We start from the raw sequence: 26,156 nt of genomic DNA, 5'->3' as shown, positions 1-26,156 counted from the left end.
CGGGGTCAGCGCTTGAACCAGCGGTACATCGGCGAGTCAGGCCCCCACTTGCCGGGGCGGCCGTGCTCGTCCTTGGTGACGAAGACGCTCGGCTCGGAGGCGGTCACGCCGCCACCGGCGGAACGCGCCGTGACGAACCAGGCGTAGGCCGTGTCGTCCTTCAGGCGGTCCCAGGTGACCGAGGCGACCTGGCCCGAGGCGACCGTGCTCTTGCCGATGATCCGGCTGGGCTTGTAGAGCGCCAGCGAGTCGGTCTGGAAGTTCGTCGTACGGGTGGTGAGGTCGACCGGCAGCACCATGTTGTCCTCCAGGCCGTTGTAGCGGCGCAGCGGGTCGTACTCGGTGGCGCCGAAGTCGTTCAGCAGCGGGGAGTAGGTGTCCACGCTCAGCTCCGCCCGCTTGACGTTGAACTGCAGCAGCCGGAAGAAGCTCGCGCCGAACTGGAGCTGGTCCTGCGGGTTGTAGCCGCCGATCTCGGTGAGCCCGAGCCGGTCGGCCGAGACCGTGTAGAACTGGTAGTCCGCCAGCAGCTCGACGACGCCGTTGCCGACCTGGCCCACCTTGGGCTTCACATTGGTGCCCACGCCGTGCTCGTGGCCGGCGAGGATCAGGAAGACGTTCGCGTTCTTCTCGACCACGGTCTTGTACAACATCGAGCCGTCGGGGGCCGCGAAGCCGGCGCCGCGACCGGCGGGGTCCGTGCTCGGCACGATGTAGTCGTGCGAGAGCAGGATCCCGTTGCGGTTGGGGAACTTCTTGAAGACGGAGTCGGCCCACTCGGCCTCGTCCCTGGTCACCCCGTACGACAGTCCGACCACGACGAAGTCCAGCCCGCCTGCCGAGAACAGCTCGTAGTGGTTCTGGTTGTCGCCCTCCTTCCACGGGCCGCCGTACGAGGCGTGTTTCCAGCCCCGGGAGGCGTCCTGGTAGCGGCCCGGACCGTAGTACTTGTTGTAGATGGCCTCGGGGCCGTTCTCGGTGCCCGACTGGTTGTCGTGGTTGCCGGCGATCACGCCGTTGGGGATGCCGGCGTCGTCCAGCACCTTCTGCTGCCGCGACGACACCTCGAACTCGCCGACGACCTGCCGCTGCATGGCCTCGTCAGCGGGCTTGCGGCCGTTGTTCTCGATGATGTCGCCGGTGTGCGCGACGTAGGAGATCTTGCGCTGGTCCTTGTTGTCCTTGATCCAGTTGACGATGCCGGCGTAGGCGGACTCCCACACCGCCCGCTCCTGCGGGCTCTCCTGCTCCACCGCGCCTTCGGAGATGTACTGCGTGTCGGTGAAGTGCACCATCGAGAAGTCGTAGGTGGCGGGGTCGTCGAAGCCGTTCGGGTCGCCGGGCTCGATGTCGTCGGCGAACGGGTCCTCGGCCGTCACCATGACGTGCACCTGCTGCTTGTCGACGTACTCGCGGTCGACGACGGCCGTCAGCGCGGTCTTGCCGTCGTCGGCGCCGCGGGCGCTCGTCAGCAGGTCCCAGGTGTCGGTCTTGGTGTTCCACACGCGCAGGGACGCCAGGCGCTCGGGGTCGATGACGCCCTCCCAGCGCAGCACCGGGGACTCCACGTGGCCCTGGACCTGGACGTCGTACCGCTGGTAGACGAGGTCCTGGCCGGTGGGCGCGTCGAGCGTCCTGCCGTCGGCGGGTTCGAGCGCGTCGGTCTTGACGCGCTTCTCACCCGGGACCTTCAGGGTCGTGGGGACGGACGTGGCCGTGCCCTGGTACGCCTGGTTCGGGGTGAGGATCTGCGCCTCGTTGAACGTCGCCGTCACCCGGCCGCCGTCGGGCTCGCCGACCTTCGCCGAGAGCTTGACGGGGTCGGAGACGTCCACGGCCCCGAGTGCCGGGCTCAGCTCGGCGGGTACGTCCGGGATGCCCGCGGACTCGAACACGATCTCGTGGGTGGCGGTGTTGCCGAGCCCGTCGGCGCCGGTCACGGCCAGCGTGTGCCTGCCGGCCTTGAGGCCGGGCCCCACCGGGGCGCCGAGCTCGATCGGCTGACCGTCGAGCTTGACGTCCGGCCCAGACACCACGCCTGAGGCGTCCTCCAGCGTGACGTCCAGCACGACCGAGGCGCTGATCTTCTTGCCCGCGGCCGGGACGCTCCTGACGACCTTCGGCGCCGAGTTGTCGCTGACCAGCAGGCGGGTGGCGACCTCGCCGGACGACGAGGCAGCCGAAAGGGTGTGCTTGCCGTCCTTGAGCTCGGTGCTGTCGAGGTCCACGCGCAGACCTCGGGCCGGGGCGTCGACGAGGAACTCGAGGTCGATCTCGGTCAGCGGGTTCACGTTGTCGCCGCAGTTGCCGTCGCCCATGCTGTAGGACGGCTTGAGCATCTGGCCGGTCGCGGTGCCCTGCGCCGGGGTGAGGGTGATGTTCGAGATCGCGAAGTCGTCGCGGTTGTTGCCGCACGACGTCGGGTACGTGCCGGTCACGAAGTCGATCGTGTTCCAGCCAGGCACCAGGAACTCGTTCGGGATCGTGAAGTCGATCCGGCGGCTGACGAAGTCGCCGTCGAGCACGACCTTCTGGCCGTTGACGAGCAGATAGTTCTGGTAGCGCGCCTCGATCGAGTTGCTGCCCACGTTGAAGCTGAGGGTCGCATCGCCCGAGCCGAGCGTCTCGACGACGCGCACCGCCTTGGCCTCGATCGTGTAGCGCAGTTCGGCCTCGCGCAGGGCGCTCTGGTTGCTGCCGCAGTCGCCGTCGCCCATCTCGTACGACGGCTTGATGTCCTGGCCGGTCACGGTCGCGCCGTCGAGGGTGAGCCCGAGGCCCGCGATGGTGAAGTCGTCGCGGTTGTTGCCGCAGGACTCCTTGTAGTCACCGGTGACGACCTTGATCGTGTTGTCGCCGGGCACCAGGAACCGGGCGGGGATCGCGACGGTCACGCGCCGGCTCGTATAGGTGCCGCCCAGGTCGATGCGCTTGCCGTTGACGAGCAGGAAGTTGTCGTACTTGTCCTCGATCGGGTCCGCGCCCACGTCGAAGGCGAACATGGCGGCGCCGTTGCCGAGCGTGGGCTTGGCGGGCGGGTCGGCGTCGTCGACGGTGAGGGACTTGACGCCGCCCGAGCCCGTGGCCGGGACGGTCGCGAAGACGGACTTGACGCCCGCCACGATCGTGCCGTCCGCGGGCTGCAGCCGTGGCGCCCCGGCGGGGGCGTTGTTCACGGTCACGGTGTTCTTGGTGGTCACGCCGGCGGCTGTCGTGGCGGTGATGGCGTGCTCGCCGTTGGCGAGCTTCGTCGTGTCGACGTCCGCGGCGAGCCCGGTGGTGGCCTGCGGCTCTGACTGGGTGAAGAACTTGAGCGTGGCGCGCTTCAGCAGCGAGGTGTTCGTGCCGCAGCTACCGTCGCCGAAGGAGAGGGTGTACGGGTTGTCCTCGCCGTCCGCGACCTCGCCGAGAAGTTCGAGGCCCACGTCGGACAGGACGAAGTCGTCGTAGTTGAGGCCGCATGAGCTCTGGATGGCGCCGACGACGATCTCGACGGTGTTCTCGCCCTTGACGAGGTGCTCGTTCGGGATCTCGATGGTCGCCCGTTCGTTGACGTGGTCGCCGATCTCGCTCCGGTAGGCGCCGTTGACCAGCACGTAGCTGTGGTACTGCGCTTCGGTGGAGTTCGGGCCGACGTCGAAGCGGAGCTTGGAGACGCCCACGGTCTTGGCGGCGTCGATCGCGGTCCCGTCGATGTCGAGTTTGGTGACGCTGTCACCGGCCGAGGTCGGGACGGCCGCGACCTTGACCGTGCCCTCGATGTAGGAGCCGCCCGCGGGGGTGAGCGTCGGCGGGCTCGGCGTACCGGTCGGTGTGGGGGTGGGCCGTCCCTGTGCCCCTGGGTCGGCGTGGGCCGCGGTCACGAGGCTGCTCATGAGCAGCACCGTGACCGCGCCGACCGCGGCCAGACGCCCGCGGCTCCATAAACCGCCCCGATTGTGTCGTGCTGTTGGCTGCATCAGGTGCAGTCCCTTCTCCTCCGTGCGTGAGCGGCCGATCAGGCGGGCTGCTCCCGGGCGGACACATTGGAGCGCACGAGTGAACAGTGTGCGTGCAGAGACTGACGAGAAGACGAACGATCAGTTCATTCTGGTCATTTATCACGAGACAGGAACAAATAGGTCACAAGCCCCCGTACACCCTGGTCACAGGGCCGTCAGGCCGACGCCGACCAGGACGAGACTCGCCACGCACGCCACGGCACGCAGCGTGTTCCAGGCGGTCCACCGCCGCGAGTAGTCCTTCCACGGCATGGTGCCCGCCTCGATGGCGTTGTTCATGGGCACGTTGATCGCCACGGTGACCAGGAACGAGCCGGCGAAGTTCACCGCCGCGGCGGCGAAGAACCACAGGGCGGCGGAACCGTCCGCGAGCAGCCCGGCCACCAGCGCCACGAGCGGCGAGCCGAGGAAGACGACGAAGAGCCACGGGTTGAGGATCTTCCTGTTGACGCTGCGCATGGCCGCCTCGGCCTGGGCCGGGTCGATCGCGTTCAGTCCGGGCATGACGGACATGGAGAAGGCGTAGAAGAGACCGGCGACGAGGCCGTGCAGGGCGAGCGCGATGAGAGAGAGTGCCACCATGCGCTCATCGTGACGCCTGGCACACGAGCCGGTCCATGCACCGCCCTCTCAACCGCATACGCGATCGTCCAGCACACCCGCGATCTCGCCCAGACGGACGCTGACCTCGTCGCCGCCGGACAGCCTCAGCACGACCTCGTCACCCTCCACCCGCGCCTCCACCGTGGGCGGTTCCGCCGCGGTGAGCAGGATCAGGCTGACGTACACGGCCGTGCCGCCCGGGTGGGCGTCGCAGATCGTGTACGGGGTGGCGGAATGGCGGCCGAAGGCGTTGACGTCCTTGGCCGTGACCACGCCCGTCCCCGTGTAGCCGTGGAGCCCGCGCACCACACTGGCCAGCCCGTCCGGGCGGCGGGCCAGCGCGGAGATGCCGGAAACGAGCGTCGTGGGCGGCTCGTGCCAGGCGAGCGCGTAACCGCCGTCGCGTACCCGGTGCCCGGCGGGCGCGGTGACCTGGTGGATGCGGATCTCGGCCGGGCCGTCGATCACGGAGGCGGTCACCACGCGGACGGGACCGTCCTGGTAGGCCGAGGCCGCCAGGCGCTCCCCCACCGACAGGGGCTCGATGCGGCGCCGCCGCGAGACGGCTCCGTCTGGCGACAGGACGGCGAGCTGGCCGTCGACCGCCTCAGGGCCGAGGTCGGGGCCGGTGTGGCTGGTGTAGGCGAGCCTGAGGTAGTGCGGATCCGGCCAACCGGACGGGTCCTGGACGCGGTCGCGGTCGCTGCCGTGGTTCACCAGCCGGATGATGCCGTCGGCGTGGGTGGCGTGCAGCAGCCAGCCGGGCGCGGGCATCGCCACCGTCTGGTCGGCGCCGTCGATGGGCGCGGCCTCCTCGGCGTCGGTCCAGGCCGGGTGGTCCTGGGGCAGCAGCAGGCCGAGGAAGGCCTTGCTGGCCCAGTACGGCGAGCCTGGGCCCGAGTAGTCCTGGGTGCCGGGCGGGAAGGCGTCGTACCAGCCGCAGGTGAGCAGGCCGCGGCCGTCGGGTGCGCCGCGTTCGACGAAGTGGCGCAGCGTGCCACTGGCGATCCGCCGGGTCCTGCCGGGAGGAAGCGGCGAGGCGCCGGTCAGCGCGCCCAGCCACAGCGGCGCGACCGTCGCGAACCGGTAGATCAGCGAACGCCCCTGGTGCACCGGCCCGCCGTCGGCGGCGAACAGGTGCTGGTACTGGGCCAGGAACGTCCGCAGACGACCGGCGTAGAGCTCTTGGCGGGCGGTGTCGCCGGCCATGCGCGCCCACAACGACGGATACAGGTGCAGCGCCCAGCCGCAGTAGTAGTCGAAGTTCTTGCCCTTGCCGTCGGAGTACCAGCCGTCGCCGACGTACCACTCCTCGATCCGTTCCAGCCCGCCGGCGATCTCGGCGGGGTCGTGCGGCCCGCCCGCCTCGGCCAGGAACTGCTCGACGATCACCTGGAACAGCACCCAGTTGTTCGCCGGCGTGCACCGCCCGACGAACCCTGCCAGCCATGCCAGCACCCGCTCCTGCTGCGCGGGCGACAGCCGGTCGTACAGCCAGGGGCGGGTCTCGTGCAGCGCCAGCGCCACGGACGCGGCCTCGACCAACGGCTGCGACATGTCGGACAGTTCCGGCCAGGCGTAGGGGTGCGCGGGGTCGGTCCCGGCCACGAGCCCCGCCGCGTAGCGCTCCAGCAGGGCGGGCGGCACATCACCGCCCGCGCCCGCGATGCGCAGGCCCGCCAGCAGGAACGTGCGCGCGAACCCCTCCAGCCCGTCGCTCACCCGGCCCGATCTGCTCGCCTTGCCGGGCAGGCGGAACTGCGCGAAGTCGTCCGTGGCGTACGGCACCACTGACTCCAGCAGATGGTCGGCCACGCTCTCCCAGTGGGCGCGGGTCCAGCCGGTGTATGGGGACAGGCGGGTGTCGGTCTCGGGGAGGCGCACACTGCATTTTGACATCCTCCCCGGCGCAACCGCCGGGGACTCCCCCACGTCGCCGTGGGGTCCTTACTGCTTCTGCTACGCCGCGTGCGCGTCGTAGGTTTCGGGCTGTGCCAGGGTCGGAGTTGCCTCGCCTGCTCACCACATCGAGGTACGGCGCGGTCAACGCGAGCACCGTCAACCCCGCCTTCGTCGGCGACATCCTCGGCGACTGGCGCGAGGTCGTCTACACCAACGCGGCCTTCAACGAACTGATCGTCTTCACCACGGACCGGCCGAGCGGCACCAGGCTGTACACGCTGGCGCACAACCCGGCCTACCGCAACGGCATGACCCTCAAGGGATGCATGCAGTCGCACCACGTGGACTACTTCCTCGGCTCCGGCATGGCCCGTCCGCCCCGGCCGAACATCACCTACGCGGGCGGCTGACCCGGGATTGCGCTTCGATCACGGTCGTTGACATCCGTCCGTGACACAAGATGATCAAAGAAGTCATCCCACGCACGGAGAAAGGACCTGCCCCATGCGCTTATCCGCAGCCCGAGCCGCCCTGAGCGGCGCCGCCATCGCCTGCGCGATGCTCCTCACCGCCGCCGTCCCCGCCAACGCCGCCCCCGCCACCCAGGTCACCATGGCCGACGTCAATCGCGAGGTGCTCCTGAGCCCCGCGGACCAGCCGCCGGTCGGCCAGGCGTTCCAGCAGCCGTGGATCAACCCGTACTTCGAGGGCGACGTCACCGGCCCGACGTGCTGGCAGTACGGGCGGCCCAACGGCGCGAGCGCGGGCATCAGCGCCAGATACTCCACCCCGAAGTCGTTCCACTCCTACAACAACGTCTGGGTCTTCCCGACCGCGGACGCGGCTGCGGCGTTCGAGCGGACGTGGCGGAACTACCTGACCACCTGCGTCGAACGCAACCGGCCGGACGAGAACGCCTCATTCGTCCTCCACGTCACCAAGGTCGCCGAAGCGGGAGGGGTGGACGTCATGCGCATCACCTCCGGCGTCAACGGCTACACGGCGATCACGCAGTACTGGTGGGTGGCCGTGGTTCGCCAGGGCACGGCCGTGTACGCCGTCCAGCTCCTCGACTACCGGAACGGCCAACCGCAGGCCATGCCCTTCGACGACACCGTGGCCAAGATCAAGGAGAAACTCGCCACGTACTACCCGTGACGCCGCGACCCCGGCAGGCGCCGCCCGCGCCTGCCAGGGCGCATGTCACCGCCCGCGCCCGCGCCCGCCGCCGCACCGACCGGCGGCCCGCTTGGCGGCCCCGGCCCCATCCCCAATCCCGGCCCAAAGAATGTGCTAGTCCATTGGAATCCGAAAGACCCGAATTATGGTACGATCTTCCCTCCGAAAACAAAATAGGCGTACTGGGATAAGCTGCGATTACACGCCGATGGAGGTGCGCAAATGAAGGTGGTACCGCTTCACGCTGATCGTTTCACCTTCGAATTGTCTGCCCTAGAGCTTCGCATGATCCTAGCAGCCTTGCGTGAAGCAGACCAAGAACTGGAAGATTGGGAGCTCCAAACAAGAACCGGATTCGAGCGGAGCTCGATGCGGGCATTACATGAAGACATCCTTGCAGCTCTGAATAGGGCTGGGTTATAGCCAGGGGTGGTGTCGTATCGGGTGGAAAACCGCGCTCTCGACGTGTCGCCAACGATGACGATCTCCGCGCCCTGCATCAAGCCCTTCCTGGCTCCTTTTCTTGGGTATCGCAGCACGATCCAGATCGCGTACTGCGCCCTCTTCTGGCAAACGAGCGCCCGTATCCCCCCAGCCCACGTCGGAGACGTCTGAAGAGCGGGACGATGAAGAAGGTGCCGCGACCAAACCAGACAACCCGCTGATCAAGAGTGGACAGCTAACCAAATCGTGAACGCTCTACTTCTCTGCTTGGTAAGCCGGCAGATCAGCGATCTCAGGAACTTAGCGAGAAGATCGTCCGTCTCAGGGAAAAGCACGGGTCCGACTTCGACGCTTTCGGCGACTTGGTGACCACGACGGTCTGAACTGGGCGATGTTCTTGCCGACGTGAAGGAGCCCACCATCTTCGATGCCTATCTCCGCCACGAAGTCGAGCGGGAATTCGAGCGACCTCTGACTCAACACGCACGAGCCCAAAAGCGTCCGCCTTCGGCCGCGAGTTACTTGCTGCACGTGGGCAAGCTTGGGCCGCAGTCGTTGCTCAGCCGAGTCGTTCACCATTCAGCAGGGATATCCGAGCAAGGGCAGTAGCGACTGCTGCAAGGCGGCAGCTCGTCCTCCGGCGGTGCCTCACGCCGGAGGATTGGCCAACGTAGGGGTCACCCCAAGACCAATGGCCAAGGCGCCCGGCCCTCAGAGTCGTAAGGCCGATCGTGCGAGCCGGGACGGGTCCCGGCCGGTCACGCCGATACTTCGTGGGCGACCCTGCTCCGACGCCCACGAAGAGGACCACCATGGACGTACTCCGCCGCCCCTGGATTCTCCTTGTTCTCGCCCTGGCGCTGACGGGGTGCGGCTCGGCCACCCCACCGCTCAGCGTGTCAGCCCTGTTCGGCGAGTACGCACGGTCGACGAACGTCAAGGGCGACAAGTTTCGTGGCGAGACGAGCGAGGACCGGCTGGCGCAGTTCGCCTCCGAGGGCACCCCCGATCAGGTCCTGGAGGCGATGATGGCGGCCCAGCCGTGCGGTCGCGGCTGCCTGCCCGACTCGTCTGTGGGCGACGCCGTGACGTCCTACGCCGGCTTTGGCGGGAAGTCGTTCGAGCGCGACATCCTGGTCAAACGGCACGACGGCCGGTTGGAGCTGATGACGCTGTACATCGCCCGCACCGCGGGCGGCAAGACCACCGCGCTGATCGACCCCGGCGGCAGGCGCTACACCGGCGGCCTGAACGACTTCCGCGAGAACAACGAGCTGCTGGGTTCGGACGACTGGATCCTCACCCATGACGACATCACCGCCACCTCCGGCCAGGGCAGGGTCGTGGTCGTCTCCGGCAGCACGCGCTCGCCGTGGAACCCGGGGCTCATCGCCTTGCTCGGGCTCGGCGGTGTGGCCCTCATCATCGGCGTGACCTATCTGAGCCGCGCCAGCCGGGCCGGCTCCCCCTTCGACCAGGAAGATCCGGGACCGTCCCCGGACGGTCAATGATCCGATGGGCCGCGCCGCCGTACCGGGAGTCTGCCCTGGGTGACGGCCAGGACGGCGCCGACGAGAAGCACGGCCGCCCCCGCCGCCTGCACCGTCCCGAACGACTCGCCCAGGAGCAGCGCCGAGCAGGTCGTCCCGACCACGGGCACGACGAACATCATGGTGGACGCGGACGCCGGGCCGACCGCGTGGATGCCCCGGTAGTAGAGCACGTTCGCCACGGCCGTCGGGCCGAGCGCCACGAAGACGACGTTCAGCCAGACGTGGGCGGGCACCTCGGTCCAGGCGACCTCGACCGCCGCCGGCGCACTGTAGAGGGCCAGCAGGATCGCGCCGCTCACCGTGGCGTACGTCGTCGCCCGAAGCGGCTCGATCCCTGCGAGCACGCGGCGGCCCAGCAGTGTGAACGCCGCCCAGCAGCAGGCGCTGAGCAGGAAGAGCAGATCCCCCGCGAGCCTGGCCTGGCCCCCGCCCGCCTCCCCTCCCGACCCCACGAAGAAGATCACCGCGCCCGCCGCTCCGACCGCCAGCCCCGCCACCCGCGCCGCCGACGCCCTCTCCGTACGCGTGATCAGCAGGAACGACGTCGTCAGCACCGGGCTCATGACCGGCACGATGGTGCTCCCGTCGATCGCAGGGGCCAGCGACAACCCCCAGAAGAACAGCAGGTTGTACACGAAGACCCCGAGCACGCCCGCCCCCGCCGCCCGTACCCAGTCGCGCCGCGACGTCCGCCGCCGCTCGCCGCCGCCCTGCCGGACGAACCGCAACGCCACCAGCAGCGCCAGCGCGCCCCCGCCGAACCTCAAGGTCGCCACCACCGAGTGAGGCAGGTGATCGACAATCACCTTGGAGCTGCTGAAGCCGCTCCCCCACAGCAGCATGGTGGTGACCAGCAGGAGGTACGGCCTGGGGCCGGTCGTTACAGTGCTTGTCATGGGCTCCCCTCCGCACAACGCCTTTCCGCGCCCGAAGACAAGGGCGGCGAACATCCTGCGCCGGACGCGATATGCCCGTCTTGTACGCTCGTGCGCCTCAGAAAGCCGGGTGGCAGCGCGATGACCGGCACCGGAGAGTGGACCAGCTACTGGCGCTCGGCGGAGATGCCGCTGGAAGCCATGCACGCCAGCTTCCTGCACCACCGCTACCACCGCCACAGCCACGAGACGTACTCCTTCGGCGTCACCGAGCACGGCGCGCAGACGTTCAACTGCCGGGGCGCGGGCCACACCAGCGCGGCCGGGATGGTCATGGCGTTCAACCCCGACGAGGTGCACGACGGGCACGCCACCGACGAGCAGGGGTTCACCTACCGGATCGTGCACATCGGCCAGGAACTGATCGCCGACGCCCTCGCCGACATCGCCGGGCGTCCCGTCGGGCTGCCGCTGTTCGCCGCGCCGGTCATCAACTCCCCGGTCCTCGCCACGCGGCTGCGCAGGCTGCACACCGCGCTCCTGCAGGGCGCAGACCCCCTCGAACGCGACGAACTCCTCTCCTCCGCGGTCGCCGCCCTCGTCCGCCTGGCCGCGCGCCCGCCCTCCGGCCCACCCACCATCCTCGGCGCCGCCCACCTCGCCGCCACGGCCCGCGAACTCATCCACGACCACTACGCCGAGCCCATCAGCGCCGACGACCTCGCGGCCTGGACGGGTTCCAGCAGGTACGCCGTCTACCGGGCCTTCCGCACCGCCTACGGCCTGGCGCCCAGCGAATACCAACGCCAGGTGCGGCTGCGCACCGCCCGCCGCCTGCTCACCCTCGGCCGCCCCGCAGCCAGGGTCGCGAACGAGGTCGGCTTCACCGACCAGGCCCACCTCACCCGCTGGTTCACCCGCTCGTACGGCGTCACCCCCACCCAGTACCGACGGGCACACACCGACTCGTCCTGAAGCGAGGCCGGCACGTCGAACGGGCGGGGCATGTGCGCGAGAAGAACCGCCAAGCGAACCGTGTTCGCGAGCAGCCCCATGAAGACCGAGACGCTTGACCTCAACACGACTTGGGGTTCTAGCGTGACCGCATCCCCGTACAGACACTCGAAGAGGATCATGATGCGGATCAGCACGACCTTGCCCGTGACGCAGACCGGCGGGCCCGACATCGCGATGGCGCGCTACCTTGAGGAACTTGGTTACGACGCGGTCAGCATGGCCGATTTCATCGTCGGCGACGGGACGCCGAGCTTTGACGCCACGCTGGTTCTGGCCGGGGCCGCGACCGTGACCGAGAAGATCGGACTCGAATTCGGCGTACTGAGCCTTCCGCTGCATCCCACGGCATGGGTCGCCACGCAAATACAGACACTTCAGCATCTGTCAGGCAACCGCGTTGTCCTCGGCGTCGGGATCGGGGGTTTCCCCGGCTCGCCGTTCTGGCGTGCGGTCGGGGCGCCGCTGCACGGGCGGGGGCGCTGGACCGACGCGGCGCTGCAAGCATTGCCAGGCCTCATCCGCGGCGAGCCGACCAAACTGGGGGACGAGGAAATCACTCTCGCCCCCGCTGCCCCGGTCCCGCCCATCCTCATCGGCGGGAACTCGGAGGCGGCGATGCGCCGCGCCGTCCTTCACGGCGACGGCTGGGCACCCTCTCTGATCAGCCCCGCAGCTCTGGCCGAAAAGGCAGTACGGCTACGCGAGATCGCCCATGAGCTGGACCGCCCGACCCCATCGATCTCCGTGGGAGGTCACGCGATCCTCGTCGACAACCCGGCTGCCATCGAATCCTTCACTCGCGTTCTCGTTGAGGTACATCGCATGCCGCCAGAGGAAGCGGCGGCTGTCCCCGTCACCGGCGGCCCAGCGCAAGTGGCAGAACGCCTCCAGGCCTACTCCGAGGCTGGAGCCGACACGGTCGGGCTTGCGCTCGACGGCGGGGACTGGATGCGGCAGGCGGAGGCTCTCGCCGAGGCCAGAGCACAACTCACCCATGTCAAGAAGAACGGCCAGCGGCGGTAGAGGTTCATCTCGCGGGCGCGCATGCCCAGAAAATGCCCCATCAGGCATCCCGCAGGTCCCTGCCGCCCGCACCAACACCGTTCGCATCGGCAACGCTCGCATCTCCGGCCGCATGCCGCGCGAGTTGCCCGAAGCGGTCGAATGACGCAGTCCGGCTGACAGGCCGGATGTGGGTGAAAGATGCGGAACTGGTGAACCTGACCGGCTTCCGGTCCGACTGTGCAGGGTGAGGGGAGGACGAGATGACCGACGAGCTGCTGGTGGTGCGGGCCCAGTTGGGCGAGCGGGCGGCGTTGGCCGAGTTGGTGTCCCACTGGCGGGTGCCGGTGTGGACGTATGTGCGGCGCATGCTGGACGCCGAGCGGGCCGACGACGTGAGCCAGGAGATCTGGCTGGCCGTCGTGCGGGGCCTGCCCCGGTTGCGGGAGCCCGCCAGGTTCGCGCCGTGGCTGTTCACGATCGCCCGCCGGTCGGTGACCGATCGCCTGCGCAGCCAGTACGCCAGGGAGGAACTCGCCGCCGCCACCGACGTGGGCACCGAGGACCCGGTGGAGGCGATGGTGGACCGCGCCGAACTGCTGAGCGCCCTGTCGGAGCTGCCGGTACTGGAACGCGAGGTCCTCGTCCTGTTCTACCTGGAGGACCTGCCGGTCGAGGACTGCGCGCGGATCTGCCGAATCCCTGCGGGCACGGTCAAGTCCCGGCTCAACCGCGCCCGTCGCCTGCTGCGTGAGCACCTCGAAGAGAAGGGATACCGGTCATGACGGAGGAGGAACCGCGTCTGTCGGCGCGGGAGATGATCGAGCGGCTGGACTCGTCGCTGTCGCCCGGGAGGCGGGTAAGGGCGGTGGCGGCACTGCTGGCCGGGTTGGCGGGGGCGGTGTTCGTGGCCGCTCTGTGGTGGACCGAGCCCGGCCCGCTGCCCGGCCGCACCCATCTGGCCTTCGCGCTGTTCACCGTGTTCTGCCTGGCCTGGTCCGGGTACGGCGGTTGGTTGCTGACGCGCCGGGTACCGTTGTTCGCCACCGACCGGGTGATCGCCGCCTGGATCGGCCTGGCCGCCTCGCTCACCACGACGACGGTGCTGGCCGTCGTCGCCGCCCAACGCGACACGGGACTGGGCGGCACACTGCTCGTCGGAGGGCTGTTCGCCGGGATGGCGCTGGTGCTGGCCGTACGCGCCCGCACCCGCAGGGCCGCGTTGTTGCGCCGCGTACGCGAGCTGACCGGCCAGGAAGATCGCTGAACCCATCAGGCTCGGCAAGCCAGCGCCCGTGAACGCTACGCGAGCCCGCCATCGCCCTGCCCACCGGGACCAGGGCGATGGCGGGCCCGAACGGCACGGGCAAGCCAAGTGCCGTCAGAGCAGATCGAATTCGCCCAGATGGACCCCGCCGGTGAAGGCACGCCATTCGCTGTCCGTGAAGACGAGTACCGGACCGTCCACGTCCTTGGAGTGTCGAACCGCGACGTGTCCGTCCACGAAAGCAACAGACACGCACTGACCGTTCGAGCCACTCAAGGTGCTCGTACGCCACGTCGCACGAGAGAGATCAACATCCTTCTTCGGCACCTCATACCCCTCTCACTTGATCTTGGTGAGCGCTTCGGCCACAAGGTCATAGGTGACATCCGGGCTGGCTGCTACGGCGCGAAGATGCTCAAATACCAGGTTATAGCGTGCAACGTCCTGCACACCCTCTAGAAATAGGTCACTCGTGGTGGACTCGATGTATACGACATCGTGATGTTCTTCTGAAAACTGGAGAATGACGAACGAGCCGTGCATTCCTGGGTGCACGCCCGCTGCGAAGGGAACGAGTTGCAGGGTCAGATGCGACTGTTCGCTCTCCTCCAAGAGCCGTTGTAGTTGCTCCCGCATAACCGCAGGCCCGCCAACGCGCCGGTGTATCGCCGCTTCATCGATTATCGCCCACAGGGCGAGCGGTGGCTCACGCCGTGCTTGACGTTGCATGCGGGCCCTCACTCGGTTCTCTACCTCTTCGCGCGGCAGTTCGGGCGCGCCTCCTGGTATGGCTGCGCGGGCATAAGCCTCAGTCTGGAGCAGGCCAGGAATGAACGATGTTTCGTAGTTCAGTACGCGCCTGGCTTCCTGCTCAAAGCCGATGTAGGTGGCGTACTGCGGCGGGAGATCGGCGGCCGTCTGCAGCCACCCTGGTTCATTGGCGGCCTTGAGGAGGGCCACCAGTTCCGCACGTCGAGCTTCTGCCACCCCGTAGACATCCAAGAGCGCTCGCAGCGTTCGGACCTGCGGGCGAGCTTGCGCCATTTCGATTCGGTACAACGTCGCACGGTTCATCTCTGTTGCGTCCGCAACCTGCTCCCGCGTCATACCTTTCTCCTCGCGGAGATCGCGCAACACTCGCGCGAGCTGTCGAAGGCGAACCTTGGGCGAATGCGGTCGTCTTGACATGAGGTAAGGCTACCTATCTCCCGAGGAACAGTGCAGACACAACGGTTGCGTTCTCACCATGGGCGGGCACATCATTGCGTGAGCGCCACAACGCAGAGAGTAATCCAAAGAGCACCGGAACCCAACCGAGGATGGGGACAGTATGCCGTTCAGCGACTACGAACAGCTATGTTTCGCTTACCCTTCGCACCTGGAAGGGGTTCTGGCCCGCCAGGGTGAGCGGGTGTCATGGGACCTGCGCTGGGCCAGGCTCGTGGTAGAAATCCCATCGGGGTCGGTGACAGTTCGCACGACTCTATGGCGGGATCGCTGGGTCTGTACCCGGGACAGCTGGCCCTGGTGCAGAGCGGATGCGATTGATGAGGGCGTACCGGAACTGCTGCTCCGAAAGATTGCGCCATGAGCAGGCCGCAGCTTCTCGCCGAGCTACTGGTGCCCGGGGTGGGCGCCTCGGTCTCTCTTCTCCGGCTGTGCGTTGGGCGCATCCTGACGGCGGCGGGGCATCGGGACGTGGATGATGTGCGATTGGTGGTCAGTGAGCTGGCCACCAACGCGGTGTCTCATTCGCGGTCGGGGCGGCCAGGCGGGTTCGTGATCCTTGAGGTGTCGGCGATCGGCGATGCGCTGGCACGTGTTGAGGTGATCGATGAGGGAGGGATCACCATCCCTCGTCCTCGTCAGGCGGGTGAGGGCGAGGGTAACGGCCGGGGCCTGCATCTGGTCGATGAGTTGTCGGTGCGGTGGGGAGTGGATCCGGGACCGCTCGGGGGCTGCGTGGTATGGGCCGAAGTACTCACCGCAGAAGACACGCCAGCCGCAGCGGCGGATGTCGTGCTGGTTCCAGGCGCTGGCGCAAAGGGAGAGACGAGTGTCTGAGACCACGCCAGGCCGAAATGGGCGGGTTCCTGCCGCGTCCCGCGTACATGAGGCACAAGCCGTTCATCACGCTTCCCGTCTCGGGGATGAGGCTGGGCGTGCGCCATGGTCGAGAAGTCCGGCTGGACGTGCACCGCGATGCTCGTCCCCAACGGCGTCAGCTGAGGCCCGTCTTCCGCCAGGGCAGGAGGCGGTGCTGGTGATCTGGGGGATGGCGTCCAGCGCCGGCCCGGTGGGACCATGCCTCAAACAGCCGATGCGCGTCCCGGACAACCGTCGGTTGTGGGATCGGCCAGGATGGTGGGGTTCGTGAGTGCCGCCATGCCACCGCCGGGGTGGCGCACCTCGATGCGGACGAACGCCGACTCCTCCGCGTCGGTGCGCCACTCCACGACGCCTGATCCGTCGGCGGGCAGCGACACGCGGTGCGCCTTGCCGCGGTCAGTGTGGAAGCTGACCACGCCGGACGACACACCGCGGACGTCCGCCCGTACCACGACCGGCCCGTCGCCTGCCGTCAGTCGCTCACCGATCCCGGCATTGCGCTCACCGGCGGATGCCCAGAACGACAGCTCGACCGCGGCCGACTCCGCGATCCAACTCCGTCCGGCGCGGATACCGGCCAGGACCGCCTCCGTGCTCGGTTCCTCGGCCAGCACCACGGTGTGCGGGATGCCGATCTGGCCCTCCAGGTGGGTGTCGCTGTTGCCCATCGCCGGTCGCCACCGTCCGGCGTGGATGTCAGCGGCCAGACCGCGGCCCCACTCGGCCAGCGCCGCCTCGTTGTCGGCGTTCCACGGCAGGTCAGAGGTCCACTGCCCGTTCCAGACCTCCACCGCGTCGAACAGCTCGAAGGGATACATGAGGTCGCCGGACGGGTACGGCGCGTGCGGGTGGGCGGCCACGCACAGCCCGCCGGCCTCATGAACCCGGTCTATGTGCCGGTCGATCACGTCGTCGCGGACGCGATAGCGCCCTTCGACCACCTGCCCCGGCTGGATGCCCAGCGCCAGCCAGTGCCCGGTGTGGGTGACGACCTCTTGGCCCAGGATCACCAGCAGGTCGTCGCCGGCGAGCGAACTCCAGACGTCGTGCGTTTCGGCCGTGTTGTGCTCGGTGACCGCGACGAAGTCCAGCCCCAGCGCGCGGGCGGCCGCCGCGAGCTGCTCCGGCGTCAGCTCTCCGCCTTTCGAGCTCGCCGAGTGCACGTGACAGTCTCCTCGGTACCAGCCCCGTCCCCTCGCCACTCCGGCAGCGTACCCACGCGTCGAGCAGCTGCGATCGGAGGTCAGCTGAGCGCGTACCGTCCTGGTTGACCGCGTTGGCCGGTCGGCTGCGGGCGGTCGAACTGTTCGACGGCGGTGTCGTTCAAGCTCTGAGCCCGGAGCGGCGTCACGAGAGGATGAAGGACTCGGCTCAGGCGCAGACCTCACGTCGCCATTGACACGCAGTGGAGTCTCCATGTGAGAATACGGTCTGCCTGTGGGCTGAGGTGGAAGCATGTTGTGAGTCGCGCTGTGACTGATGTCTGAGTGAGGAGCATGGATGCCGACCACCGGCCAAGTAGGTGACCCGACCGAGCTCTCCGTCGGCGAACTCGGAGATTCCCCCTGGTCCGGTCCGACCGTGATCCGCATCCTGGTCGGCGGGCGCTTGCGTGAGCTGCGCGAGGCCCGGGGCATCTCGCGCGAGGACGCCGGCTACCACATCCGCGGCTCCCACTCCAAGATCAGTCGCATGGAGGTGGGACGCACCAGCTTCAAGGTGCGCGACGTCGCCGACCTGCTCACCCTGTACGGCGTGACCGGCGAGGCCGAGCGCGCGAGCCTGCTGGCCATGGTCGACCAGGCCAACTCCCCCAGTTGGTGGCACGAGTACCGCGACGTGATCCCCGAGTGGCTCGAGCCCTACCTCGGCCTGGAGCAGGACGCCGTGCTCATCCGCACCCACGAGGTGCAGTTCGTCCCCGGCCTGCTGCAGACGGAGGACTACGCCCGCGCGGTGATCGCGAACGGCTCAGAAGGCGGCACCTCCGACCAGGTCGAGCGGCGGGTCGCGGTGCGGATGCGCCGCCGGCGGATCCTCGACGGGCCCACGCCGTGCAAGTTCTGGGTGGTGCTGGACGAGTCGGCGCTGCACCGCCAGGTCGGCAGCGAGAAGATCATGCGGGCCCAGCTCGACCACCTGGCCGCCATGGCGGCCCTGCCGCACATCACCGTGCAGGTGCTGCCGCTCGCCGGCGGCGCCCCGGCGGGCGGGGTCGGGCCGGTCACGATCCTGCGCTTCGCGCCGCCCCAGCTCGGCGACGTCGTCTATCTCGAACACCTCGCCAGCGCCCAGTACCTCACCAAGGACGGCGCCGCCGGCCCCTACCAGCACCTGATGAACACCCTCGGGGTGCACGCCGCGCCCGCGACGGACACCCCGGCGATCCTGGCCCGGATCGGCGACGCCCCGTAACTACGGCGCGGGTTTCGGGCCCGGCTTCGCGAGCCGCCGTCACAGTTCGGCGGTGGCCTGGTCGAGGAGTTCGAGGAGGTGGTGGTACGGCTTGCCGGTGGCGCGGGTCAGGCCCAGCTCGCACGTGCGGTTCACCGAGGCGTGCGCGGCGAAGTCCCCGGCCGCCACGGAGGCGGCCTCCGCGCGGGTGGCCGAGGCGGTCAGCTCCGGGTGGAGCAGGCCGCGGTCGCCGGCGAAGGCGCAGCACTGCCAGCCGTCGGGGACGACCACCCGTTCGGCGAGCGCCTGCGCGATCTCGGTGATGGCGGCGTCCAGGCCGAGGTGGGTGGAGGAGCAGGTGGGGTGCAGCGCCAGCGAGGGCAGGCGGCGGGCGGCAGGCAGGCGGGGCAGGATGTGCTCGGCGGTGAAGGCGACCGCGTCGACCACCCGCAGGTCAGGGATGAGGCGGTGGAAACCCTCGGTGCAGGAGGCGGCGTCGCTGACGATCGGGACGCGGCCCCCGTCACTGGCGCGCAGGAGGGCGTCGCGGACGCGGCGGCCCATGGCGTCGTAGCCGTCGGCGTACCCCTTGGACGACCAGGGCGTGCCGCAGCACAACCCCCCGATCGCCTTCGGGACATGCAGCCGCAGGCCCGCGCGCTCCGCCAGGCGCAGGAACGCGGCCATGACCCCGGGGCCGCCGTCGGCGGGCGCGAACAGGGTGTTCAGGCAGGACGGGACGTAGACGGCGTCCGCCTTCTCAGCCGGGTCCGGTCGGCGGGGTCTGCCGCCACGGGGCAGGTCGCGGCTCCACTGCGGAATCGTGTCGGCGCCGATGAGGGTGCGGGCGGCGCGGGCGGCGGCCTCGGAGAGCTTGGGAGGGGTCGCGGCGGCGGTGTCCAGGGCCAGGTCCATTGCCCGGGTGACGCCGTTCCAGTGCTTGGCGGCGCTCTTCCAGCCGACGCGGGCGGCGCGGCCGTGGCGTTCGGCCCGCAGGCGTTTGGTCAGGTCGCCGGTGTTGATGAGGACGGGGCAGGCGGTGGCGCACATGCCGTCCACGGCGCAGGTGTCGACGGCGTCGTAGGCGTACTCGGCCTCCAACTGGCGGGCGAGCGCGTCGTCTCCGGCCTCGTGGGCGGCGGCGAGTTCGCGGCGCAGCACGATCCGCTGGCGCGGGGTGGTGGTCAGGTCGCGGCTCGGGCAGACGGGCTCGCAGTAGCCGCACTCGACGCACCGGTCCACCTCGGGCTCGACGGTGACGACCGACTTGAGGTCGCGCAGGTGGGCTCGCGGGTCGTCGGTGAGCAGGACGCCGGGGTTGAGCGTGCCGGCCGGGTCGCACAGCCGCTTGACCTCGCAGATCACCTCATACAGCTCCTCGCCGTACTGGCGGCGGACGAACGGGGCCATGACGCGGCCGGTGCCGTGCTCGGCCTTGAGGGTGCCGCCCCGGCCGAGGACGGCCTCGACCATGTCCTCGGTGAAGTCGGCGTAGCGCTCCAGGTCGGTGTCGAAGCGCTCGTTGAGCATGAAGTGCAGGTTGCCGTCCTTGGCGTGGCCGAAGATCACGCTGCGTTCGTAGCGGTGGGCGGTGAACAGGCCCGTCAGGTCGTCGCAGAGGTCGGCCAGGGCGGCCACGGGGACGGCGACGTCCTCCAGCAGGGCGGTCGTGCCGCTGGGGCGGGCCCCGGCGACGGAGGCGTACAGGCCCTTGCGGATGTGCCACAGCGCCGCGCGACCGCCGCTTTCCCTGCTCAGGCGGGCGGGGGCGGCCAGCGGCAGCGTGGGGAACAGCCCTTCCGCTGCGCGTTCCCGCGCGCCGAGCAGGTCGGCGTCCGGCTCCTGCCATTCCACCAGCAGCGCCGCATGATCCTTGACGGCGAGCGTGCGCAGCACCTCGTCGGCCTTCTGGTCGGTCTGGGCCACCCGCAGGGACTCGGCGTCCAGCAGTTCGACGGCGGCGGGTCCTGCCGCGACCAGGCCGGGCATGGCCGCCATCGCCTGGCGCAGGGTGGGGAAGACGAGCAGTCCTGTGGCGGCCAGGGGGTGGGCGGGGACCGTGCGCAGCACCGCCTCGGCGACGAACCCCAGCGTGCCCTCGCTGCCGATGATCAGGTGGGCGAGGATCTGCGCGGGCGAGTCGTGATCGAGGAAGCTGTTGAGGCCGTAGCCCATGGTGTTCTTGATCGCGAACTGGGCGGTGATGCGGCGCACCGAGTCCGCGTCGCCCCGGACGCGGTCGCGCAGCCGTTCCAGGCCCGCCGCGAGGTCGGGTTCGAGCGCGCGCAGGCGCTCGTCGGCGTCGGGCGCCGCGGTGTCGAGGACGGTGCCGCTGGGCAGCACCAAGGTCATCGACTCCAGGGTCCGGTAGGTGTTGGCGTGCGTGCCGCAGGTCATGCCGCTGGAGTTGTTGGCGACGACGCCGCCGATCGTGCACGCCGACTCGCTGGCCGGGTCGGGGCCCAGCTTGCGGCCGTGGACCGCGAGCCGGGCGTTGACCTGGCGCAGCACCGCCCCCGGCTGCACCCGCACCCGCGCCCCGCCGTCCAGCACCTCGATGCCGCGGAAGTGCCGCCGGGTGTCGACCAGCAGGTGCCGGCTCACCCCCTGGCCGCTCAGGCTGGTGCCGCCCGAGCGGAACGTCAGCGGCAGCCCCGTCCGCATCAGCGCCGCCACCTGCTCGGCACTCTCGGGCACCAGCACGGCCTGCGGGGTGAGCAGGTAGTGGGAGGCGTCGTGCGCCATGCCGAGCCGGTCGCTCGCCCGGGTGCGGGCGATGCCCGGCACGGCGGCCTCCACCGCCGACAGGACGGTGGGGTCTGGGGCGATCAGCCGAGGTTCTGGGTGGGTCACGCTGGTGCTCTCATCGCTGGGGATCAATGTGGATCTTCGGGCCGGGTCCGGCCTCTGCCGGGCGGTGGCCTGCCAGGACGGCCGCCGTCTCGGCCAGCCCCACTGTGGCGGCCACGAGCGGGCGGGCGTCGACCGAGGCGTCGGCGTAGGCGGCGACTGCTCCTCGCAGCCCTGCGGAACCTCCCAGAATACCTACGGCTGTGACGTCCTTGAGCAGGAGATCACGGGTGTCGAGGGTGGACGGGGCTGCGGCCAGGCCGATGTAGACGACGCGGCCTGCGGGTTCGACAAGATCGAGGGCGAGGGCGGGCAGTTCGGGGGCGTTGGAGGCGTCGATCACCGCATTCCACGGCAATCCGGGCAGCTCCGGCCGGGTCCAGGCCGCGAAACCCAGTGATCGCGCCAGGCGCAGCCCCTCGGGGTCGCGGCCCATCAGGTGCGCCTCGATCCCCTGTGATCGCGCGAACAGCGCCGCCAGTAGGCCGATCGTGCCCGTGCCCAGGACCAGCATCCGCTCGCCCCGTCCCAGGCCCGTGCCCTGGACGGCGCGCAGCGCGTTGGCGCCCGGCTCGACCAGCGCGCCGAGCGTGGGGTCCACGGCGTCCGGAAGCGCGTGCAGCGCGGTCGCGGGGACGGCGAGCCGTTCTGCCAGGGCGCCGGGACGGCCGAGGCTGATGCCGATCTCGGCCAGCTCGGCGCACACGTGATGGCGTCCGGAACGGCAGCGCTCGCACCGCCCGCAGCCGAGCATGGTGTCGCCGGTGACCCGGCGGCCCAGCCAGACGGCGTCCACGCCCTCCCCGACGGCGGTGACGCGCCCGCACCACTCGTGGCCCGGGCGCAGCGGATACCACGAGCGCCCGGTGTGCAGGTAGCTCATCTCGCCGGTGAACAGCTCCACGTCGGTGCCGCACACGCCGGCGCGTTCGACGTCCACGACGACCTGTCCCGGCGCGGCGACGGGCGGCTCGACCTCCTGGACCTCGGCCCTGCCCGGGCCGGTCAGGACCAGCGCGCGCACTATCGGGGTCCCACGACCCGCTGGCGCTGCCTGCCCAGCCCGTCGATGCCCAGCTCCATGACGTCGCCGGGCTGGAGCCAGATCTGGGGGTCGTGGCCCATGCCGACGCCCGGCGGGGTGCCGGTGTTGATCAGGTCGCCGGGCTCCAGCACCATGAACTGGCTCAGGTGGTGGACGATCACGTACGGGTCGAAGATCATCGTCTTGGTGGTGCCGGTCTGGCGGCGTACGCCGTTGACGTCGAGCCACATGCCCAGGTTCGTGATGTCGGCGATCTCGTCCGGGGTCACCAGCCAGGGGCCGGCCGGGTTGAACGTCTCGGCCGACTTGCCCTTGCTCCACTGGCCGCCCCGTTCCATCTGGAAGGCGCGCTCGCTGACGTCGTTGACCACCAGGTAGCCCGCGATGCAGTCGCGGGCCTCCTCCACCGAGTCCAGGTAGGAGGTGCGCCTGCCGATCACGATGCCCAGCTCGACCTCCCAGTCGGTCTTGGTCGAGCCACGCGGGATGCGCACGTCGTCGTTGGGGCCGATGAGCGTGTTGGGGGACTTGGTGAACAGGATGGGCTCGTCCGGGACGGCCTGGCCGGTCTCGGCGGCGTGGTCGCTGTAGTTCAGGCCGATGCAGAGGATCTGGTGGGGGCGGGCGATGGGGGCGCCGACGCGCTCGCCGTCGAAGGCGCGCACGTCGCCGCGGGCGACCCGGTCGGCGAGCAGGGCGATGCGGCCCGAGCCGAAGAAACGCTCGTCGAAGTCGGGGGTGACGTCGGAGACGTCGATGTAGTGGGCCTCGTCCACGCGGACGACGGGCTTCTCCGCGCCTGGGGCGCCGATGCGCATGAGGTACAAGGTGATCTCTCCGTTGGGGGCGACAGGGGCACGTACGGACGGACGTTTCATGTCAGGCTAATGCCGACACGACCCACCGATGAGTTCTGGCAGGGCGCGTCGTCTATCCCTGGCAAGCACGCACCACGCTCCGGTGGAGGTCAGCATGAAGAAGATCGTCGCGCAGCTTTTCATCGCGCTCGACGGCGTCGTCGAGGCGCCCGACCAGTGGCACTTCCCCTACTTCAACGAGGAGATGGGCGCGGCCGTCAACGCATCCCTCGGGCCGGCCGGGACGCTGCTGTTCGGCCGCAGGACCTACGACAGCTTCGCCGGCGCCTGGCCGGGCCGGGAGCAGGCCGGCGGCGAGGACGCCCCCTTCGCCAAGGCGCTCGGCGACGCCAGGAAGATCGTCGTGTCGAACCGGCGGCTCGCGTTCACCTGGCGCAACTCCGAGCAGCTCAGCGGCGACCTCGTCGAGGCGGTCCACGCGCTGAAGAACGAGCCGGGCGACGGCGTCATCGGGATGAGCGGATCGGTCTCCGTCGTCCGTCAGCTCCTGGCCGCCGGGCTGGTGGACGAACTGCACCTGCTGGTGCACCCGATCGCCGTCCGCAAGGGCATGCGGCTGTTCGACGAAGGGGAGGCCGTGATCCCGCTGACGCTGATCTCCTCGGAGACGTTCAAGACGGGCGTGCTCAACCTCGTCTACGCCCCCGCGAAGCCGGCGCGATCCGCAACGCCAGCCTCGGCTCAGGAGATCCTCTTGGCGCCGTGAGCTAGATGCGCGGTCGCAGGGCGCGTCGGACGGTGACGCCGCCCACGACGGCCGCGGCGATGAGCAGGATGCCGGTCTCGGTCCACTGGAATCGCCAGAACCTGTCCGCCGGCTGGAATACCGTGACCTGCCGGTAACCCTGCTTGAAAGAGCACTCGTCGTACTTCGCCGCAGTCGGGTCCGTCCCGCAGGGCCGGGCGAGCGCGAGATCCATGTCGGGGCCGGTTAACACCGAACCGTTTCTGTCGATCCAGTAGAGGTTCAGTGTCAGGACGTCATCCGGAACGACGTCGTTGACGACGGTGGTCTGCACGGCCAACTGGGGGTTGGCGTACATGGGCTGGACCGTGCGGAGCCCGAAGAACAGGCCCGCGCAGATCGCCAGGGTCAGCGCCATCGCCGGCACGGTCCGGCGGAACGCGGCACCCATGGCCACGCCCAGCACGAACGCGAACAGCCACCAGGCCGCAGGAACGATGCCGACAAGCCGGAACCAGCTCTGGCTGAGGAAGTTGACGGGGAATTCGGCGCTGTCGAAAACGGCGAGCCACGCGCTCACGGCGCCGCCCAGCGCCAGCCCTCCGAGCGTCACCAGGAAGCCGAGTCCGCCGACTTTGGCCGCCAGCCAGCGGCTTCGCGACACCGACTGGGTCCAGGCCAGTTGGTGCGTGCCTCGCTCGAACTCGCGGCCGAGCAACGGAGCGCCCCAGAAAGCGCCGATCAACGCCGGGGCCAGCAGCGGAAGCCAGCCGAAGATCTCTCCCACCGACCACATCCACTCCATCATCCCGCCGGTGTAGACGGCGCACGCGTCCGTCCCAGGGGCAGACGCGCAGTCAATCGCCGCCTGGGTGTTCCGTGCGGCGAAGTCGGCCGCGCCCAGACCGTTGATGAGCAGGGTGACGCCGATGGCGGCCAGCAGCGCCGTGGTGACCAGCACCTGCATGCGATGCTGCCGCCAGGTAAGCCACAACACGTCTACGTCTCCTTGGAGTTCAGGAATCGATGAGGACCGGGCGGGGCAGTGAGGCGGCATCGGGCCGGCGCAGGTAGGCCAGCACCAGTTCTTCCAGGTTCACGCCGCGGGCGTTCCAGCGCGGGTCGAGCGTCGGTGCTCCCTGACCGTTGCGGACCAGCAGGGTGACATGCCGTTCCGTACGGCTGTCGCTGATCACCGGAATCCGGGCCGTGACCGTGTCGGCGAGTGCGGCCGGGCCGGACAGCACCCGGTGGGCGGCGAGCAGATCGTCTATGTCGCCACTGACCTGGACCCTGCCGCGGTTGAGCACGATCAGCCAGTCACAGGTCTCCTCCAGGTCGGACACCACGTGAGAGGACAGCACCACGGTCAGCCCGGTCTCGGCCACCGCCGCCATGAGGGAGCGCATGACGTCGTGCCGGGCCAGCGGGTCGAGGTTGGCCAGCGGCTCGTCCATGACCAGCAACTCCGGCTGCTTGGCCACGGCGATGCTCAGCGCGACCTGTGCCTGCTGGCCTCCGGAGAGCTTGCCGACCTTGCGGTTCAGCGGAATGTCCAGCTCCATCACCCGCTGCCTGGCCAGGGCGTCGTCCCAGCGCGGATTGAGCAGGCGGCCGAAACGTAGCATCTCGGCGACGGTGAACCCGTCGTACAGCGGCTTGTCCTGGGCCACGAACGCCACCCGGGCCAGGGCCGACGACCGCTGCCCGACCGGCTCGCCGAAAACCCGCACCACCCCTTGGGTGGGGGCGATCAGGCCGGCGACCAGGTGCAACAGTGTGGACTTGCCCGCGCCGTTGGGCCCGACGAGTGCGACCACCCGCCCGGCGGGGACGGCCAGCGAGCAGTCGCGTAACGCCCATGTGCCCCGATAGCGCTTACCGAGCCCCGTGGCCTCCAGGACCGCCGGGCTTGTCGTCGAGTGGGCGGACATCGGTGCGGTGTGTTCCCCCGTCATGCGGTCTCCTCCCGAAAGGAGTCGGTGAGCGCCAAGGTGAACAGCGCCTGCATGTCTTCTTGGTCGAGCCCTGCCGCCCGGCAGTCGCGCACCCACCGGGCCAGATCGCCACGCAGCCGGGTGTGCTCCGACAGGGACGCGCCGCCCAGGGACCGCTGCACGAACGTGCCCAGCCCGGGACGGCCGACGACCAGACCCTCGCGTTCCAGCTCGCGGTACGCCTTGAGCACCGTGTTCGGGTTGATCGCGAGCCTCTCGACGACCTCCTTGGCGGTCGGAAGCTGATCGCCCGGCACGAGCACGCCCAGTCGCAGGGCGTGCTTGACCTGATGCACGAGTTGCAGATACGTCGCCACACCAGAACCCGGGTCGAGGTGGAAGTCGATCACCACCA

General features: G+C 69.4%; 22 protein-coding genes and 1 pseudogene. 10 read left to right on the top strand and 13 right to left on the bottom strand.

Features of this window, described 5'->3' with window-relative positions:
- Positions 1 to 5: 5 nt before the first annotated feature.
- The 3 genes from ACFOY2_RS18085 to ACFOY2_RS18075 form a co-directional block, all read right to left on the bottom strand.
- Positions 6 to 3,875, bottom strand: a complete 3,870-nt coding sequence (locus ACFOY2_RS18085) for a metallophosphoesterase (protein ID WP_379529209.1) — start codon at positions 3,873 to 3,875, stop codon at positions 6 to 8.
- Between the two features lie 270 nt (positions 3,876 to 4,145).
- Positions 4,146 to 4,583 carry an anthrone oxygenase family protein gene (locus tag ACFOY2_RS18080; protein ID WP_379529208.1) on the bottom strand — a complete coding sequence of 146 codons (438 nt, stop codon included), beginning with the start codon at positions 4,581 to 4,583 and terminating at the stop codon, positions 4,146 to 4,148.
- Between the two features lie 48 nt (positions 4,584 to 4,631).
- A complete protein-coding gene (locus ACFOY2_RS18075; protein ID WP_379529207.1) occupies positions 4,632 to 6,488 on the bottom strand; it encodes a DUF2264 domain-containing protein in 1,857 nt (618 codons plus the stop codon).
- Between the two features lie 107 nt (positions 6,489 to 6,595).
- On the opposite strand from ACFOY2_RS18075, the gene ACFOY2_RS18070 reads away from it, so the two are divergent.
- From ACFOY2_RS18070 to ACFOY2_RS18060, 3 genes are all read left to right on the top strand, one after another.
- Positions 6,596 to 6,916 carry a rhamnogalacturonan lyase family protein gene (locus tag ACFOY2_RS18070; protein ID WP_379529206.1) on the top strand — a complete coding sequence of 107 codons (321 nt, stop codon included), beginning with the start codon at positions 6,596 to 6,598 and terminating at the stop codon, positions 6,914 to 6,916.
- Between the two features lie 94 nt (positions 6,917 to 7,010).
- Complete coding sequence (locus tag ACFOY2_RS18065; RefSeq protein WP_379529205.1) at positions 7,011 to 7,664, top strand: hypothetical protein; 654 nt, start codon at positions 7,011 to 7,013, stop codon at positions 7,662 to 7,664.
- Positions 7,665 to 8,941: 1,277 nt separating this feature from the next.
- Positions 8,942 to 9,640 carry a hypothetical protein gene (locus ACFOY2_RS18060; protein ID WP_379529204.1) on the top strand — a complete coding sequence of 233 codons (699 nt, stop codon included), beginning with the start codon at positions 8,942 to 8,944 and terminating at the stop codon, positions 9,638 to 9,640.
- On the opposite strand, the gene ACFOY2_RS18055 is transcribed toward ACFOY2_RS18060, so the two are convergent.
- Positions 9,634 to 10,578, bottom strand: coding sequence for a DMT family transporter (locus ACFOY2_RS18055; RefSeq protein WP_379529203.1), 945 nt, complete (start codon positions 10,576 to 10,578; stop codon positions 9,634 to 9,636). The two genes, ACFOY2_RS18060 and ACFOY2_RS18055, sit on opposite strands and share 7 nt — an antisense overlap.
- Before the next feature lie 120 nt (positions 10,579 to 10,698).
- Here ACFOY2_RS18055 and ACFOY2_RS18050 point away from each other — a divergent pair, with 120 nt between their 5' ends.
- The 4 genes from ACFOY2_RS18050 (at position 10,699) to ACFOY2_RS18035 (ending at position 13,843) form a co-directional block, all read left to right on the top strand.
- Entirely contained in the window at positions 10,699 to 11,532 is an 834-nt protein-coding gene (locus ACFOY2_RS18050) for an AraC family transcriptional regulator (RefSeq protein ID WP_379529202.1), read from the top strand.
- A gap of 159 nt (positions 11,533 to 11,691) precedes the next feature.
- Positions 11,692 to 12,597 (top strand): LLM class flavin-dependent oxidoreductase, encoded by a 906-nt coding sequence (locus ACFOY2_RS18045; RefSeq protein WP_379529201.1) that lies wholly within the window; start codon positions 11,692 to 11,694, stop codon positions 12,595 to 12,597.
- A 242-nt stretch (positions 12,598 to 12,839) separates the two neighbouring features.
- Positions 12,840 to 13,361: an RNA polymerase sigma factor gene (locus ACFOY2_RS18040; RefSeq protein ID WP_379529200.1), complete on the top strand. Its 522-nt coding sequence runs from the start codon at positions 12,840 to 12,842 to the stop codon at positions 13,359 to 13,361.
- Positions 13,358 to 13,843, top strand: coding sequence for a hypothetical protein (locus ACFOY2_RS18035; protein WP_379529199.1), 486 nt, complete (start codon positions 13,358 to 13,360; stop codon positions 13,841 to 13,843). Before ACFOY2_RS18040 ends, ACFOY2_RS18035 begins: the two co-directional genes overlap by 4 nt.
- Positions 13,844 to 13,957: 114 nt before the next feature.
- Here ACFOY2_RS18035 and ACFOY2_RS18030 read toward each other — a convergent pair whose 3' ends face one another.
- Positions 13,958 to 14,170: a DUF397 domain-containing protein gene (locus tag ACFOY2_RS18030; RefSeq protein WP_379529198.1), complete on the bottom strand. Its 213-nt coding sequence runs from the start codon at positions 14,168 to 14,170 to the stop codon at positions 13,958 to 13,960.
- Between the two features lie 12 nt (positions 14,171 to 14,182).
- Entirely contained in the window at positions 14,183 to 15,031 is an 849-nt protein-coding gene (locus ACFOY2_RS18025; RefSeq protein ID WP_379529197.1) for a helix-turn-helix domain-containing protein, read from the bottom strand.
- A 399-nt stretch (positions 15,032 to 15,430) separates the two neighbouring features.
- On the opposite strand from ACFOY2_RS18025, the gene ACFOY2_RS18020 reads away from it, so the two are divergent.
- Positions 15,431 to 15,907, top strand: a complete 477-nt coding sequence (locus ACFOY2_RS18020; RefSeq protein ID WP_379529196.1) for an ATP-binding protein — start codon at positions 15,431 to 15,433, stop codon at positions 15,905 to 15,907.
- Positions 15,908 to 16,152: 245 nt separating this feature from the next.
- Here the strand turns inward: ACFOY2_RS18020 and ACFOY2_RS18015 are convergent, their stop codons facing one another.
- Entirely contained in the window at positions 16,153 to 17,370 is a 1,218-nt protein-coding gene (locus tag ACFOY2_RS18015) for a CehA/McbA family metallohydrolase (RefSeq protein WP_379529195.1), read from the bottom strand.
- Positions 17,371 to 17,452: 82 nt separating this feature from the next.
- On the opposite strand from ACFOY2_RS18015, the gene ACFOY2_RS18010 reads away from it, so the two are divergent.
- Positions 17,453 to 18,367, top strand: coding sequence for a helix-turn-helix domain-containing protein (locus ACFOY2_RS18010; protein WP_379529194.1), 915 nt, complete (start codon positions 17,453 to 17,455; stop codon positions 18,365 to 18,367).
- 39 nt (positions 18,368 to 18,406) lie between these two features.
- Here the strand turns inward: ACFOY2_RS18010 and ACFOY2_RS18005 are convergent, their stop codons facing one another.
- The 3 genes from ACFOY2_RS18005 to ACFOY2_RS17995 are packed head-to-tail and all read right to left on the bottom strand — an operon-like array spanning position 18,407 to position 23,068.
- Positions 18,407 to 21,199 (bottom strand): FAD-binding and (Fe-S)-binding domain-containing protein, encoded by a 2,793-nt coding sequence (locus ACFOY2_RS18005; RefSeq protein ID WP_379529193.1) that lies wholly within the window; start codon positions 21,197 to 21,199, stop codon positions 18,407 to 18,409.
- A gap of 10 nt (positions 21,200 to 21,209) precedes the next feature.
- Complete coding sequence (locus tag ACFOY2_RS18000) at positions 21,210 to 22,220, bottom strand: zinc-dependent alcohol dehydrogenase (protein WP_379529192.1); 1,011 nt, start codon at positions 22,218 to 22,220, stop codon at positions 21,210 to 21,212.
- Positions 22,220 to 23,068, bottom strand: a complete 849-nt coding sequence (locus ACFOY2_RS17995; protein ID WP_379529324.1) for a fumarylacetoacetate hydrolase family protein — start codon at positions 23,066 to 23,068, stop codon at positions 22,220 to 22,222. The genes ACFOY2_RS18000 and ACFOY2_RS17995 overlap by 1 nt, the downstream gene beginning before the upstream one ends.
- A 145-nt stretch (positions 23,069 to 23,213) precedes the next feature.
- Between ACFOY2_RS17995 and ACFOY2_RS17990 the strand changes: the two genes are divergently transcribed.
- Positions 23,214 to 23,825: a dihydrofolate reductase family protein gene (locus ACFOY2_RS17990; RefSeq protein ID WP_379529191.1), complete on the top strand. Its 612-nt coding sequence runs from the start codon at positions 23,214 to 23,216 to the stop codon at positions 23,823 to 23,825.
- Position 23,826: 1 nt separating this feature from the next.
- Here ACFOY2_RS17990 and ACFOY2_RS17985 read toward each other — a convergent pair whose 3' ends face one another.
- The 3 genes and pseudogenes from ACFOY2_RS17985 to ACFOY2_RS17975 all read right to left on the bottom strand — a co-directional run bounded on the left by ACFOY2_RS17985 (position 23,827) and on the right by ACFOY2_RS17975 (position 26,151).
- Complete coding sequence (locus tag ACFOY2_RS17985) at positions 23,827 to 24,801, bottom strand: ABC transporter permease (protein ID WP_379529190.1); 975 nt, start codon at positions 24,799 to 24,801, stop codon at positions 23,827 to 23,829.
- A gap of 19 nt (positions 24,802 to 24,820) precedes the next feature.
- Positions 24,821 to 25,630: pseudogene (locus tag ACFOY2_RS17980) on the bottom strand (ABC transporter ATP-binding protein); the annotation flags it as partial.
- A gap of 128 nt (positions 25,631 to 25,758) precedes the next feature.
- Positions 25,759 to 26,151, bottom strand: a complete 393-nt coding sequence (locus tag ACFOY2_RS17975) for a GntR family transcriptional regulator (RefSeq protein ID WP_379529188.1) — start codon at positions 26,149 to 26,151, stop codon at positions 25,759 to 25,761.
- Positions 26,152 to 26,156 lie beyond the last annotated feature (5 nt).

Source organism: Nonomuraea purpurea (assembly GCF_042650645.1).
Lineage (GTDB): Bacteria > Actinomycetota > Actinomycetes > Streptosporangiales > Streptosporangiaceae > Nonomuraea > Nonomuraea purpurea.
This window is presented reverse-complemented; position numbering and strand designations above follow the sequence as displayed.

Bases quoted from the DNA above. Each gene is read 5' to 3' on its own strand.
- ACFOY2_RS18035 (WP_379529199.1), top strand. From the start codon at position 13,358: ATGACGGAGGAGGAACCGCGTCTGTCGGCGCGGGAGATGATCGAGCGG.
- ACFOY2_RS18080 (WP_379529208.1), bottom strand. From the start codon at position 4,583: ATGGTGGCACTCTCTCTCATCGCGCTCGCCCTGCACGGCCTCGTCGCC.
- ACFOY2_RS18040 (WP_379529200.1), top strand. From the start codon at position 12,840: ATGACCGACGAGCTGCTGGTGGTGCGGGCCCAGTTGGGCGAGCGGGCG.
- ACFOY2_RS18025 (WP_379529197.1), bottom strand. From the start codon at position 15,031: ATGTCAAGACGACCGCATTCGCCCAAGGTTCGCCTTCGACAGCTCGCG.
- ACFOY2_RS18055 (WP_379529203.1), bottom strand. From the start codon at position 10,578: ATGACAAGCACTGTAACGACCGGCCCCAGGCCGTACCTCCTGCTGGTC.
- ACFOY2_RS18085 (WP_379529209.1), bottom strand. From the start codon at position 3,875: ATGAGCAGCCTCGTGACCGCGGCCCACGCCGACCCAGGGGCACAGGGA.
- ACFOY2_RS18065 (WP_379529205.1), top strand. From the start codon at position 7,011: ATGCGCTTATCCGCAGCCCGAGCCGCCCTGAGCGGCGCCGCCATCGCC.
- ACFOY2_RS18045 (WP_379529201.1), top strand. From the start codon at position 11,692: ATGATGCGGATCAGCACGACCTTGCCCGTGACGCAGACCGGCGGGCCC.
- ACFOY2_RS18010 (WP_379529194.1), top strand. From the start codon at position 17,453: ATGCCGACCACCGGCCAAGTAGGTGACCCGACCGAGCTCTCCGTCGGC.
- ACFOY2_RS18020 (WP_379529196.1), top strand. From the start codon at position 15,431: ATGAGCAGGCCGCAGCTTCTCGCCGAGCTACTGGTGCCCGGGGTGGGC.
- ACFOY2_RS18015 (WP_379529195.1), bottom strand. From the start codon at position 17,370: ATGGAGACTCCACTGCGTGTCAATGGCGACGTGAGGTCTGCGCCTGAG.
- ACFOY2_RS18060 (WP_379529204.1), top strand. From the start codon at position 8,942: ATGGACGTACTCCGCCGCCCCTGGATTCTCCTTGTTCTCGCCCTGGCG.
- ACFOY2_RS18050 (WP_379529202.1), top strand. From the start codon at position 10,699: ATGACCGGCACCGGAGAGTGGACCAGCTACTGGCGCTCGGCGGAGATG.
- ACFOY2_RS17990 (WP_379529191.1), top strand. From the start codon at position 23,214: ATGAAGAAGATCGTCGCGCAGCTTTTCATCGCGCTCGACGGCGTCGTC.